Raw genomic sequence first — 13,694 nt, 5'->3', positions numbered from 1 at the left:
CTTGTCCGCCGCCACGGCGGCCGCCCCTTGGTCTTCCAGTCGCGCCGCGTCCCGGCCGCTCGCGTCCGCGCGGCTACGACGCGGCACGGCCCGCTCTTATCGCCCCGCATGCACATACCGACTTCCCATTCGCTCCGTTCCATCGCGCCGGCCACTTTGCTGCTGAGCTGCGCGCTGCTGGCCTGCGCCGCATTCGACGCGGCCGCCGCTGACGCCACGAACGCAGCCGATACTTTTTCCGAATCCGCCGACGCCGACCCCGGCACCACCCTCGACGCCGTGCGCGTGCACGCGCAGCGCGACAGCACGCGCGACGCCTCGGTCGCCACCGCCAGCCGGCTGGGCCTGGACCCCGACGAACTGCCCGCCACCCTCGACGTGCTAGACCGCGACGACATCCAGGCGCGCGGTCTGCGCGACAGCGTCGAGGTGCTGCGCGCGATGCCCGGAGTGATGGCCGGCAACCTGCCCGGGCAACCGGGCGTGGCCTCGATGCGCGGCTTCGCCAGCGGCGCGGTGTCGTATTTGTTCGACGGCGTGCGCCTGACCAGCTCGGGGTTTTCCTCGCGCAACTGGGACAGCTTCAACTTCGAACGCGTCGAAGTGCTCAAGGGCCCGGCCTCGGTGCTGTACGGCGAAGGCGTGTTGGCCGGCGCGATCAACTTCGTGCCCAAGAGCGCGCAGCTGGACGGTCGCAGCGGCGAAGTCCTGCTCGGTTACGGCAGTCACGACAGCGCGCGACTGGGCCTGGACGGCAATCTGCCGTTGAGCGATACGCTGGCGGTGCGCGGCGTACTCAGCGCCAATCGCTCCGATGGCCACGTCGACGACACCGCGTCGCAGGCGCAGGCGTTCAGCGGCTCGCTGCTGTGGCAACCGCGCGACACGCTGTCGGCGCGGGTCGCGCTCGATTACCAGCGCGACGATTTCGACACCGCGTATTTCGGCGCGCCGCTGGTGCCGTTGGCGGTCGCGGCCGATCCCAGCGGTTTGGTCGATAACGACGCCGGCTTGGTCATCGACCGGGCCGCGCGCGACCGCAACTACAACGTCCGCGACGGCCGCATGGATTCGCGCTCGTACTGGCTGCGCACCCGCCTGGACTACCAATTGAGCGAGCAATGGTCGCTGCGCAACGAGGCCAGCGGCTTCGACGCGCGCCGGCGCTGGGACAACAGCGAGGACTTCAGCTACGACCCGGCCAGCGGCCTGCTCGCTCGCAGCAGCGCGCGCATCCATCACCGGCACAAGGTCTGGAACGAACGCCTGAGCCTGCGCCACGACGGCCGCCTGGGCGGTCGTCGGCATCTGTTCGCGGCCGGGATCGAATACAGCGATACCGATTTCTTCAACCTGCGCCGTTTCGGCCAGGCCGCGCCGGTCGACTTGCTCGCGCAGGACCGCGGCGAATTGCTCGCCGACAGCGCGGCCGCTTACCGCGACGGCCGCAACGACTTCAGCACCCGCGTGCGGGTCGCGGCGGTGTTCGTCGAAGACGCGTTGAACCTGAGCCCGCGCTGGCTGCTGGTCGGCGGCCTGCGTCACGAACGCATCGCGTTGAACCGGCGCAACCTGGATCTCGACAGCGGCCTGAGCAGCCGCTTCGATCGCGACTTCAGCCCGACCTCGTGGCGTCTTGGCAGCGTGTTCGACCTGCGTCCCGGCACTCAGTTGTACGCGCAGTACAGCAGCGCGGTGCTGCCGGTGAGTTCGCTGCTGACCATCAACCAGCGCAACAACGCCTTCGACCTGAGCCAGGGCGATTCGATCGAGGTCGGCATTCGCGCCGCATTGTTCGAGCAGCGCCTGCACCTGACCGCGGCCGCGTATCGCCTGCGCCAGGACGACATCCTGACCCGCGACCCCTTGCAGCCGCAGATCAGCGTACAGAACGGCCGCCAATCCTCGCGCGGGATCGAGTTCTCGCTGAGCGCGCAGGCGACCTCGCGCCTGCGCATCGACGCCAACGCCGCGCTGCTGTCGGCGCGCTTCGATCGCCTGATCGAGGCCGGCGGCGCCGATCGCGACGGCAATCGCCCGTCCAACGTGCCCGAGCGGACCGCCGGCGTGGACCTGTTCTACCGCGCCGACGGCTCGCCGCTGAGCCTGAGCCTCGGTCTGCGCCATGTCGGCGACTTCTACACCGACAACGCCAACCGCTATCGGGTGCGCGCCCACACCATCGCCGATGCCTCGGCCTCGCTCGATACCGACCACGGCCGCTACACCGCGCGGGTCCGCAACCTCACCGACGCGTTCTATGCCGATTGGTCCGGCTACAGCGCAAGCCAGGTCTACCTCGGCGCGCCGCGCTCGCTGGAACTGAGCTGGTCGAGGTCGTTCTGAGATGAGCGACGCCACCGCAAGCGAACGCCAGCAACTCGGCCGCGCGTCCTACCGCGCGGTGTGGCGCTGGCATTTCTACGCCGGGTTGTTCGTCGCGCCGCTGCTGCTGATCCTCGCGATCACCGGCGCGATCTATCTGTTCAACGATGAGATCGAAGACGCCGTACATGCTTCGCTGCGTTTCGCACCGCAACGCGAGGCCGACCTGCCGCTGTCGCGATTGATCGACGCCGCGCGGCGCGCGCATCCCGGCGCGGTGACCCGCATCAACCTGCCCTCCGATCCGCGGCGCACCGCGCAGGTGTTCGTGACGCCCGTGCACGGCGAACCACTGCGGGTGTTCGTCGATCCGGGCACCGCGCGGGTCCACGGGTCGTTCGTCTACACCCACACCCTGGTCGGATTCGCCGACACCATGCATGGTTCCTTGATGCTCGGCCGGGTCGGCGATGCGATCGTCGAGCTCGCCGCGTGCTGGGCGCTGCTGCTGATCGCGACCGGCCTGTACCTGTGGTGGCCGCGCGAGCGCGGCTGGCGCCATGCGCTGTGGCCGGACTGGCGCGCGCGCGGCCGGGTGTTCTGGCGCAGCCTGCATTCGAGCATCGGCGCCTGGGTCGCGGCGCTGATCGTGTTCCTGATCCTGACCGGCCTGCCCTGGGCCGGCGTGTGGGGCGATCTGTTGCGCGCGGGCACCCAGCAACTGGGCATCGGCTATCCGGCCGAACATCGCCATCACGGCCCGGCGGCGGCGAAACCGACGCCCACGGTGGCCGAGGCGATCGGCGAAACCCCGTGGACCTTACGCGATGCGCCGATGCCGGCCTCGATGCATGCACACCATGCGCATGATGGCGCGAGCGCGATCCGGTCCGATATCGGCATCGATGCGGTCGTGCGCGTACTGGCCGCGCAAGGACTGCGCGGCGATTACCGGCTGTCGCTGCCGCAATCCGACGAGGGCGTCTACACCGCGGTGGTGTATCCGAACCGGCCGCAAGGCCAATACACCGTGCATATCGATCGCTACAGCGGCGCGGTTATCGGACGCACCGGTTTCGCCGACTACGGCTGGGCCGCGCAGGCGGTCGAGCTGGGCGTGCAGTTGCACATGGGCAATTACTTCGGCCGCGCCAATCAGATCGTGATGCTGCTGCCATGCATCGGCATCGTGGTGCTGAGTGTCAGCGGCGTGTGGATGTGGTGGCGAAGGCGCCCGCGCGGTCGCCTGGGTGCGCCGTCGGGGCCGTCGCCGACGCAGTTGCGCACGATCGCGATCATCGCGCTGGGCTGCGGGGTGCTGTTCCCCTTGCTCGGGGCATCGCTGTTGCTGGTGGTTGCGATCGATCGTTGGGTGATTGCGAGGATTCCATGGTTGGCGGCGGCGACGCGCTGAATCTGTTGAGTCGAGGTTCTTTGCGAGGTCTTTTGTGAGAGGGGCTTCAGCCCCGACGCTCTTGGCTCGGTTCGCCGGAAAGCCGGAGCGGGTTTGCATGAAGGCTGCCACGATCCGAGAGCAAAGCGTCGGGGCTGAAGCCCCTCCCACAAAAGGCCTCGCGCAGGGACCTCACGCGAGAGACCTTCGATAGCGGCTTTCAGCCAACGGCCTGCGCGATAAAGCAACTACCGGCTTCGGTCCAGCGCACCGAAGCCGGTAGCGCCACCCGTCCGGCGGCGCCGGTGCATCCGGTCCGGCTTACTGAGCCCGGGCCGAAGCCTCGTCGCACCACGTCGTCGGCTGGGTCATCGCGCCCGACGGAGGGGCGGGTCGCGATGTCGCGGCGGCGAGTCGCGGCGCGGGACGCCGCTTGCTCGCCTGGTTTGCGGTGCCGCGCGAGGCGACACGCTGGGTCTTGGAGATCGGTCGCGCGCCACGCGGCTTGGCCTTGGCCTTTGCCACCGTTCGCGAGGGCGTTGCCTTGGCGGCGGGACGAACCTTGCACTGACCGAACGCAGCCGGTTGCGCGGCGCTCTGGGCCGAAGCACCCGCCTCGGATGCGGCCACCGCACCCGCGGCAGCGCCGGCCGACTGCGCGGCATGGGCTGCCGACGCATTCGATCCGGCCGCCGCCGCGGTCGCCGCTCCCGATCCACTCGCCCCTGATGCTGAGTTATTAGCGGCCGCTGCCGAGGCACCGGCCGAACGTTCGGCTGAAATCGCCGCGGCCGCGGTGCCTGCCGCGGCTGCGGCCGCAGCCGCCGGACCGGCCGAATGCGAGCCCGAGCTAGTCGCGCCCGACACCGGCGAAGACGACGCAGACGCGGCCGGCAACGAACCCGCCGCGGAAGCAGCCGCGCCCGCGCCAGGATCGCGCGCCGACGCCGCATCGACCGAGCCGCGATCAACCGAACCACGCTCGCTCGCCGCCACACTCGTGGTCACCGGCGCCGCGCGCGCCGCCGCCACCGCCGACGACCCGCCCCAACCCAGCCGCAGACCGATATTGAGCGAATGCGCGCGATCGTCGCTGCCGATGTCGCCACGGTATTCGATGAAGCCACTGCTGACCGGGCTCATGCGATACGCGAGGCCCAGACCGACGTTCCAGCGATTGCGTTCGGCCGCGAAGCCGCTCACGCCGAAGCCCGGCACGGTCGCGCCGGCGAAGGCATTGCGCGCGAACGGCTGATCGTCCTGCAGATCGTGCAGATAGCGGATATCGGCGGTCGGCGTGAGCTTGCGCGCGGCGCTGCCCGGCACGCCGGAGAAACGCACACCGATGCCGGCGGTGGTGGTGTCGAAGCTGCCGGTCGCCACGATCAGGTTCGCATCGCCCGCGCCCTGTTCAGTGAAAGTCACCGATTCGACCTTGTTGTAGTACACGCCGAGCAAGGGCTCAACGCGCACGCTCGCGCCGTCCCAGCGCCAGCCGGCTTCGAGCATGGCGTACACGCCGTCGTTGCTGAAATGCGCATCGCTACGGCGGTTGAACGTGCCCACCGAGATCTCGCGTTCGGCGTCGAAACTGGCGTAGCTGTAACCGGCCGCGCCCTGGGTCCAGAAGCCGCCGGGCGCATACAGCCAGTGGATGCCGACGTTGAACAGATCGCCGTCGACCTTGTCGTGGCGACGGTCGGTTTCCATCTTCGAATGAGCCATGCCGATGTGGCCGCCGAAACGGAAATGTTCGCCGGGCGAACCCTCCAGGCCGATCGCGATGCCGCCGACGGTGTTGTCGATGCCGTCCAGGCCGTCGCCGTCGAACTCGGCGCGGCCGCCGTACGCGGTCGCCCACACCGTGCCGAGCGTGCTTTCGTCCTCGGTGCCGGCATCGCGCGCGCGATCGAGTTGGCGCGCCACGCTGCGCTGCATCTGCTCGGCGTTGTAGCGTTGCGCGCTGGCGATCGAAGCGTAGGTCTCGCCGCTGAGCGTGTCGAACGCGCGCGGCGCCTGCGCGGCGCTGAGCCCGCGCGCGGCCGCGATCAGGGTCGGCAACTGGCCGGTGTCGGCGTCGGCGATCGCCTGCAGGGCGTTGGCCACCGATTGCTGATTACCGCTCAAGCCGGGGAACTGATTGAAGCGGATGCCGGTGCCGCCGGCATCGTGCTCGCTCAGGCGCAGAAACACGTCGTTGCCGATCGTCACCAGGCTCGCGTCGAGGAACGGCAACGCGGTCTGGCTGACGCCGCTGAACGCACCGCTCAAGGTTCCGGCATCGACGATGCGGTAGTCGGTCACCGGCGCGTAGCTGCCGGCTTGCGGAATCGCCACCACCTGGCCGCCGTTCAAGGTCGCCGTGCCGGCGACGATCACGCTGTCGGTCGCGCCCGCGCCGGTCTGGCGCAGCTGCAAACTGGCGCCGGGGTTCACGGTCAGGCTGGCGACATTGAGCGAAGCGCCGGCCGCCGCGGTGCCCGCCGCAGCGCCGCTGCCGCCGACGACACCGGATGGCGCGAGCACGCCGCCCAAGGTCAACGCACCGGCTAGCGCGCCATCGCCGATCAACGCGCCGCCCGCGGCGACGTTGGCATTGCCGCCGAGGTTGCCGTTGAGGACGAGGTTGCCGCCAATCGAAGTGCTGTCGAACGCGCCGGTCGCGCCGCTCGGCAGGATCAGGGTGCCGCCCGCGCCGACGCCCAGATTTTCGAAACCGCTCAAGGCCGCGCCCGGCAACGTGCCTTCGCCGCTGCCGATAACCGAAAACGTATCGCTGCCTGCACCGGCGTTGATCGCGCCGGTGATGCCGGCCAGTTGCGTCGGCGATGCGTTCAACACATCGTTGCCGCCGCCGAGATTGACCGCGCCGGCGACCGCGCCGGTCACGCTGAGGTTGTCTACCCCAGAGCTGAAGTTGGCGGTCGTGCCCGCGGCCGAGGCGAGGCCGGCGTTGATCGGATTGGCGACGTTGAGCGTGCCTCCCTGGATCGACAGACCGCCGGTGAAACCGAGCACCGCGCCGTTGAGGCCGAGCGCACCGGCACCGGTCTTGATCAAGGTGCCGCTGCCGGCGACCGTGCCGTTCAAATCCAGACCGTTGGCGCCGACGATGCTCAAGGCACTGCCGGCGCCGATATTGACCGCGTTGGCGAGCGCGAGCCCGGGCAGGCCGGCGCTCAGATTCGCAGTGCCACCGATGTTGAGCGCGCCGCTGCCGAGCGCGCCGGCATTGCCGAGCGACAAGGTGCCCGCGCCGAGATTGAAGCCGCCGCTGAAGCTGTTCGCCGCGCCCAGCGACAAGGTGCCGGTGCCGTTGAAGCCCAGACTGCCGGCGCCGCCGATCGTGCCGCCGAGGCTGAGATCGTTGCTGCCGCCGATGCCCAGTTGCGCGCCCGCGGCGAGGTTGATGCCGTTGCCGAGCGCGATGTCGGGCACGGTCGCGGTCAAGCCCGCGTTCGCGCCGACGTTGAGCGCGCCGCTGCCGAGCGCGAGGTTGTTGCCGACGCCGAGCGTGCCCGCGTTGAGCGCGACGCCGCCGGCGAAGGTATTGGCGCCGCTAAGGTTCAACGCACCGGTGCCACTCATCGCCAGGCCGCCCGCGCCGCCGATGCCACCGCCGAGCGACAGATCGTTGCCACCGTTGACGCCCAAGGTCACGCCGGCGCCGAGATTGACCGCATTGCCCAGCGCGATGCCCGGTGCGCTCGCATTGAGGTTCGCATTGCCGCCGACATTGAGCGCGCCGCTGCCGAGCGCGGTATTGGCGCCGACGCTCAGCGAACCGCCGCCGAGATTGAAGCCGCCGCTGAAGCTGTTGCTGCCGCCCAGGCTCAGGGTCGCCGGCCCGTTGAAACTCAAGCCGCCCGCGCCGGCGATCGCGCCGTTCAAACCCAGGTTGTTGGCGCCGCCGAGGTTCAAGGCCGCATTGAGATTGATCGCGTTGCCCAGGTTCACCCCCGCGCCCGCGTTGAGCGTGGCCGCGCCGTTGACCGCGAGCGCGCCGCTGCCGAGCGCGGTGTCGGTGCCGACGTTGAGCGTGCCGGCCTGCAGATCCAGCCCGCCGCTGAAGCTGTTGGCGCCGTTGAGCGACAACGCGCCCGCGCCGGTCTTGATCAGCGAACCGCCGCCGGCGATCGCGCCGCCCAGGCTCAGATCGGCCGCGCCGCCGAGCGACAGCCCCGCGCCCGCACCGAGATTGATCGCGTTGCCGAGATTGAGCGCCGCGCCGGTGCTGGCCAGGCTCGCATTGCCGGTGACGTTGAGCGCACCTGTGCCGAGCGAGGCGCTGCCGCCGAGCAGCAGATTGCCCGAACCCAACGACACGCCGCCGCCGAAGCTGTTGGCGCCGCCGAGCGTGAAGCTGCCTGGACCGTTGATCGACAAACCACCCGCGCCGCTGATCGCGCCGCCGAGATTGAGCGCATTCGCTCCGCCCAGGCCCAGGGTCGCGCCCGCGCCGAGGGTGACGTTGTTGGCCAGCGCGATGCCCGGCAGGCCCGCGCTCAAGCTAGCGCTGCCACTGACATTGAGTCCGCCCAGGCCCAGCGCGAGATTGTTGCCGACGCTCAAGCTGCCGCTGGCCAGATCGACACCGCCAGCGAAGCTGTTCGCACCGTTCAGCGCGAGCGTGCCGCTGCCGTTGAACGCCAGCCCACCCGCGCCGCTGATCAATCCGCCGAGCGCGATATCGTTGCCGCCGCCGATGCCGAGCCCGGCGTTGAGCACCACCGCGTTGCCGAGATTGACCCCGGCATTCGCATTCAAGGTCGCCGCGCCGTTGACCGTCAACGCGCCCAGCCCGAGCGAGGTGTTGGTGCCGACACTCAAGCCGCCGGCTTGCAGATTCAAGCCACCGGCGAAGCTGTTGGCGCCGCCAAGCGTCAGATTGGCCGCGCCGTTCTTGGTCAAACCGCCCAGACCGCTGAGCGTGCCGTTGAGCGCGAGATTGGCGCTGCCGCCGATGCCGAGCCCGGCGTTGAGGTTGAAGTTGTTGCTCAGGCTCACCGCCGCGTTCGCGTCCAGGTTGCCCGCGCCGCTGACCGTGACCGCGCCGCTGCCGAGCGCGGTGTTGTTGCCGACCACCAACGCGCCGCCGCCGAGATTGAATCCGCCGGTAAAGGTGTTGGCGCCGTTGAGGGTGAGGCCCGGCGCGCCGGCCAGACTGATGCCGCCCGCGCCGCTGATGCCGCCGTTGAGGGTCAACGCACCGCCGCCACCGCCGGCACCGAAGTTCAAGGTGTTGTTGAGCACGATCGCGTTGTTCAAGGCGACGCCGGCCGCGCCGGTCAGCGTACCCGCGCCATTGACCGTCAACGCGCCGGTGCCGAGCGCGCCGCTGTTGCCCAGATCGATCGAACCGGCCTGCAGGATGGTGCCGCCGCTGTAGTTGTTGCTGCCGGTCAGCGACAGCGCGCCACTGTTGAGAGTAAGACTGCCGGCGCCGCCGATATTGCCGCCGAGGGTCAACGCGCCCGCGCCGTTGAGCGTCAGCGCGCCGTTGAGCTGGACCTGATTGGTGAGCGTGCCGGTGAACGCGGTGTTGAGCGTCGCCGGTCCGCCGACCAGGAACAGACCGGTGCCGAGCGAATTCGCGTTGCCCAGGGTCAGGCCGCCGCCATTGAGCGCGAGACCGCCGCTGAAGTTGTTGTTGCCGAGCAGCGACAAAGTGCCCGCGCCGTTCTTGATCAGACCGCCGACGCCGCTGATCGTGCCGCCCAGACTCAGCGCGTTCGCGCCCTGCACGATCAGCCCGCCGGTCAGGTTCACGTTCTGCGCGAGCGTCAAACCAGGCAGCGAGGCCTCGATCGCGCCGCCGTTCGCGGTCAGCGGGCCCAAGCCAAACGACAGCGCGTTGTCGAAGATCGACAGGCCGCCGTTGAGCGTGGCGCCGCCGCTGACCACCGCGCCGCTCAAGGTCCAAGTGCCGCTGTTGACGGTGAGGTTTTCGAAATTGAGGTATTGCAGGCCGGAGATCGAACCGGTGCCGCTAGTGCCCGAACCCGGACCAGCGACGGTGTTCTGCAGCACCAGGGTATCGCTGCCGCCGATGCCGGCATCGACCGTGCCGGTCGCCGCGAAGGTAAGCAGACCAGGCGGCAAGGTTGGGGTCGGCACGCCGACCGGCGGCAGCGGGATCAGCGGATTGGCCAGCGAGGAGCCGGTGACCGCGACGAAGGTGTCGTTGCTCAGGGTGGTGCCGAGCGAAACGCTGCCGTTGATAGTGCCGGCGTTGACGAAGGTATTGCCGCCGCTGCCGGGGCTGGCGAAGGAAACCCGCCCGGTGATGGTGCCGGTGTTGGTGAAGTTGACGTTGCCGCCGCCGTAGATCGCCACCGCGATCGAGTTGGCCGGATCGAACAGACCCAGCGCGCTGACGCCGATCGTGCCCGAATTAGTGATGGTGGTGGTGCCACTGTTGGCGACCACCATCGCGGTGCCGCGCAGGCCGAAGGTGCCGTCGAAGGTGCCTTCGATCGAACCTTGGTTGTTGACGGTGACGTTGCCGTTGGTCGGCGCGATCAGATTGCCGATGGTCAGCGCGCGCGCCAGCACCAGCGAACCGGCGGCGTTGGCGTCGATCGCGCCGAGGTTGTTGAGGGTGATGTTGTTGCCGCCCAGGGTCATCGCGGTGCCGCCGGGCAGCGTGCTCATGATCGCGCCGGACTGCACGGTGACGTTGAGGTTGTTGGCGCCGCTCAGGAACGAATTGGGATTGGGCGGCAGCAGGATCGGCACGCCGGTGCAACTGACGTTGTCGCCGTCCACCGGCGCGGCCGGTGTGCAGGCCGCGGCGGCCTGGCCGCTGTAGAACTGCAGCGCGATCAGCAGCGGAATCGCTTGCGCGACGCCGAGGCTCAGGGGATGAAAGCGAAGACGACGTTGCGCGCGTGCGGGCATGACCGATTCTCCATTGGCCGATCAAGGACTCGGACGGGACGGTCGAAGGACGAGAACCTTCGGCCATGGCGGCATCGCGCCGCGTCGCGTCCGCGCAGCCGCGGCCAGGGCGATCAGGGCCCCGACATCCGACAGCGACGAGTGGTTTCGACAGCGTTACAAAGCGAGCCGGCTCGTGATTAGAAGAGAACGAAACCCCGATGCAAGTCTGGGCAATCGCTTAGCAATTTATTAGCGCGGAGCTTCCGTGCAACTCACAAACGATCACCCGAAGCTGAGCGCATTCATGGTGATGTACGAGGCTCACGCATGCTCACCAAGTGTCATGGGTCGCGTGAAAGATCGCGCCGTGTTTTCCAGCCTCTTGGTCTTTGCTGTCCCCCCCTTTGGAAAAGGGGGCTGGGGATCTGCTTTCGCATCGCCTACGTATTCCCAAGTCGTCATTCCCGCGAAGGCGGGAATCCAGTGACTTTAGCGAAGACCATCCTGTGCCGACGCGCTTGTTCGTTTCGCGGGCTGTCTGATACGTGGATCTTTCGCACGAAAAGCCCTGGATTCCCGCCTTCGCGGGAATGACGAACGTGAGCACGACCAGTAAGCGAACCTGGCACTGCAAACGAAAACGGCCCGGATGCTTGCGCATCCGGGCCTCGGGACAACTGGCCTACCAGTGAGTCGCAGCCGCGCCACAGCGCGTGCTGCGACCGCCGTCGCGATCAAACCAGAGTCAAAGTCACATCAATATTGCCGCGGGTCGCATTGGAATACGGGCAGACCACATGAGCCTTGTCGATCAACTCCTGCGCCTGCTCGCGCGGCAGGCCCGGCAGCGAGATCTTGAGTTCGACTTCGATGCCGAAGCCGGTCGGGATCTGGCCGATGCCGACGCTGCCGTCGACCGACGCGTCGGCCGGGAACGCGATCTTCTCGCGACCGGCGACGAACTTCAGCGCGCCGATGAAGCAGGCCGAGTAACCCGCCGCGAACAGCTGCTCGGGGTTGGTGCCTTCGCCGCCGGCGCCGCCAAGTTCGCGCGGCGTGGTCAGCTTGATGTCGAGAACGTTGTCGGACGAAACGGCGCGGCCGTCGCGGCCGCCGGTGACGTGAGCGTGGGCGGTGTAGAGGACTTTTTCGATGGACATGGCAATGCTCCGTGGACAGGGGATGGTGCGGGGATGAGGTGGGTTGCTACGTTGATGTTCGGTTACTTGTGTTTCAATATCTCGCTATTCAATAGCGCGCTATTTCAAAATGTGACTTCGACGCCGGTCGCGGCGAACGTCAGCCATTGCGGATCAGGTTCTCGCGCAGCGACTCCAGCTGCGTCTTCAACACCGTGAGCTGCTCGACCGTGCAGCCCTCCAGCGCGCACGACATGCCGGCCGGCACGCCCTGGGCCTTGGTCTTGAGCGCGCGCCCGGCCTTGCTCAGCTCGATGATGACCTGGCGCTCGTCGCTGGCCGCGCGGGTGCGGGTCAGCAGGCCTGCGGTTTCCAGGCGCTTGAGCAGCGGGGTCAGCGTGGCCGAGTCCAGGAACAGGCGCTCGCCGATCTCCGACACCGTGACCCGGTCGCGCTCCCACAGCACCATCATCACCAGGTACTGCGGATAGGTCAGGCCCAGCTTGGTAAGCAGCTTGCGGTACACCTTGTTCAAGGCCAGCGAGGCCGAATACAGGGCGAAACACAGCTGGTCGTCCAGCAGCAGGGTCGGCTGCGGCGGCTTGGCGGCGGTGGCGGCGGTCTTCTTCATGGCCCGAAATTTACATAGCGCGCTATTTAATAGCAAGCACTATTCGCAAGATCCTGCGGTCCACATCGTTCCACCCGTGCCGCGAATCCCCGGCGGCCCCCTGTAAGAGCGGCGCGAGCCGCGACCGCGCCACCCAACACCCCGCGCCCCTCACACCCAGGCCTGCACCCCATCCTCAAGGCGCCCCGACCGCACTCCCCGGCAAATACATCCGCCCAATCGCCAACGCCAACCGATACGGCTCGGGATCATTGCGATTGCTCAGCACCACCACCGTCAGCCGCCGCCGCGGCCAGCGCACGATCACATTGCGAAAGCCCATGGTCTCGCCCGAATGCCACAAGGTCTCGCCGGTGATGCGCCAGCCATAGCCGTATCCGACATCGGCCACGTCGGTCGGCGTGTGCGCGGTGAAGGCCAGCGCGCGCGATGCGTCGCTGAGCAGACGGTCGTCGTACAAGGCCGCATCCCACTTCGCCAGATCGTCGATCGACGAATAAATGCCACCGTCGCCAAGCACCGCGCTGGTCGAACTCTGATCGGTGCGCACCCACCGGCCCTGCTCATCGCTGTAACCGTAGGCGCGATGCGCCACCTCGGACACGCCGCGCTCATACGCCACCGTGTCGCGCATGCCCAGCGGGAGGAAGATGCGCTCGCGCAGGAAGCTGGCGAAGCTGCGCCCCGACGCGCGCTGCACGGTCAAGGCCAGCAGCGCGTAACCGCTGTTGCTGTAGCGATAGCCCTGCCCGGGCGCGAAGTAGGTTCGATCCTGGCCTTCGAGCACCTGCAGCACATCGAGGTCGTGCATCTGCCGCTGATCGGCGTCGAAGCTCGTCGGCATCACGTCTTCGTAATCGATCAGGCCGGACTGATGGCTGAGGATCTGCCGGATGGTGATCGCATCGGCGGCCTTGGGCAGCGACGGCAACCAGCGCTTGATCGGATCGTCCAGGCCGAGCGTCCCGTCCTGCGCCAGCAGCAGCACCGCCGCGGCGGTGAACTGCTTGCTCACCGAGGCCAGGCGGTAATTGGTCTGCGCGCTCGCGGCTTCGCCGGTCTCGACCACCGCCAAGCCGTACCCGCGCCGCAGCAGCGCGTGACCGTCGCGCAGGACCAATACGCTGGCGCCGGGGACCTGGCCCTGGTAGTCGCGCATCAAGGTATCGACTTCGCGTTGCAGCGCATCGGTCCCCTGCGCCTGTGGATGCGGCGTCATCGCGCAGGCGCTCAACAGCGCGCCGATACCCAAGCTCGCGATCAAGCGCCGCACCGGCCAATGCATGCCGCGTCCGCAGTTCATGCCGATAGTCAGGATCACGCT

The 13,694-nt window shown here is 68.3% G+C and carries 7 protein-coding genes; 3 read left to right on the top strand and 4 right to left on the bottom strand.

Annotation, left to right across the window (positions count from 1 at the left end; genetic code table 11):
- Positions 1-108 precede the first annotated feature (108 nt).
- The 3 genes from AC3A4T_RS20570 to AC3A4T_RS20560 are packed head-to-tail and all read left to right on the top strand — an operon-like array spanning position 109 to position 3,932.
- Complete coding sequence (locus AC3A4T_RS20570) at positions 109-2,346, top strand: TonB-dependent receptor (protein ID WP_487677086.1); 2,238 nt, start codon at positions 109-111, stop codon at positions 2,344-2,346.
- Between the two features lies 1 nt (position 2,347).
- Positions 2,348-3,739: a PepSY-associated TM helix domain-containing protein gene (locus AC3A4T_RS20565; RefSeq protein WP_487677085.1), complete on the top strand. Its 1,392-nt coding sequence runs from the start codon at positions 2,348-2,350 to the stop codon at positions 3,737-3,739.
- A gap of 34 nt (positions 3,740-3,773) precedes the next feature.
- Positions 3,774-3,932, top strand: a complete 159-nt coding sequence (locus tag AC3A4T_RS20560) for a DUF6053 domain-containing protein (protein ID WP_487677084.1) — start codon at positions 3,774-3,776, stop codon at positions 3,930-3,932.
- A 107-nt stretch (positions 3,933-4,039) separates the two neighbouring features.
- Here the strand turns inward: AC3A4T_RS20560 and AC3A4T_RS20555 are convergent, their stop codons facing one another.
- The 4 genes from AC3A4T_RS20555 to AC3A4T_RS20540 form a co-directional block, all read right to left on the bottom strand.
- A complete protein-coding gene (locus tag AC3A4T_RS20555) occupies positions 4,040-10,618 on the bottom strand; it encodes an autotransporter domain-containing protein (protein ID WP_487677083.1) in 6,579 nt (2,192 codons plus the stop codon).
- 716 nt (positions 10,619-11,334) lie between these two features.
- Entirely contained in the window at positions 11,335-11,760 is a 426-nt protein-coding gene (locus AC3A4T_RS20550) for an organic hydroperoxide resistance protein (protein WP_056106586.1), read from the bottom strand.
- Positions 11,761-11,899: 139 nt separating this feature from the next.
- On the bottom strand, positions 11,900-12,370 hold the full coding sequence (locus AC3A4T_RS20545; RefSeq protein ID WP_487677082.1) for a MarR family winged helix-turn-helix transcriptional regulator: 471 nt from the start codon (positions 12,368-12,370) through the stop codon (positions 11,900-11,902).
- Between the two features lie 175 nt (positions 12,371-12,545).
- Positions 12,546-13,655, bottom strand: a complete 1,110-nt coding sequence (locus AC3A4T_RS20540) for a serine hydrolase domain-containing protein (RefSeq protein ID WP_487677111.1) — start codon at positions 13,653-13,655, stop codon at positions 12,546-12,548.
- Between the last annotated feature and the right edge of the window lie 39 nt (positions 13,656-13,694).

The sequence above is a fragment of the Lysobacter sp. Soil_N_51 genome, assembly GCF_057655755.1.
Note: the sequence above shows the minus strand (reverse complement) of the source record. Positions and strands in the feature narration are given on the sequence as shown.

Coding starts and splice junctions, on each gene's coding strand:
- AC3A4T_RS20570 (WP_487677086.1), top strand. CDS start 109: ATGCACATACCGACTTCCCATTCGCTCCGTTCCATCGCGCCGGCCACT.
- AC3A4T_RS20565 (WP_487677085.1), top strand. CDS start 2,348: ATGAGCGACGCCACCGCAAGCGAACGCCAGCAACTCGGCCGCGCGTCC.
- AC3A4T_RS20555 (WP_487677083.1), bottom strand. CDS start 10,618: ATGCCCGCACGCGCGCAACGTCGTCTTCGCTTTCATCCCCTGAGCCTC.
- AC3A4T_RS20550 (WP_056106586.1), bottom strand. CDS start 11,760: ATGTCCATCGAAAAAGTCCTCTACACCGCCCACGCTCACGTCACCGGC.
- AC3A4T_RS20545 (WP_487677082.1), bottom strand. CDS start 12,370: ATGAAGAAGACCGCCGCCACCGCCGCCAAGCCGCCGCAGCCGACCCTG.
- AC3A4T_RS20540 (WP_487677111.1), bottom strand. CDS start 13,655: ATGCATTGGCCGGTGCGGCGCTTGATCGCGAGCTTGGGTATCGGCGCG.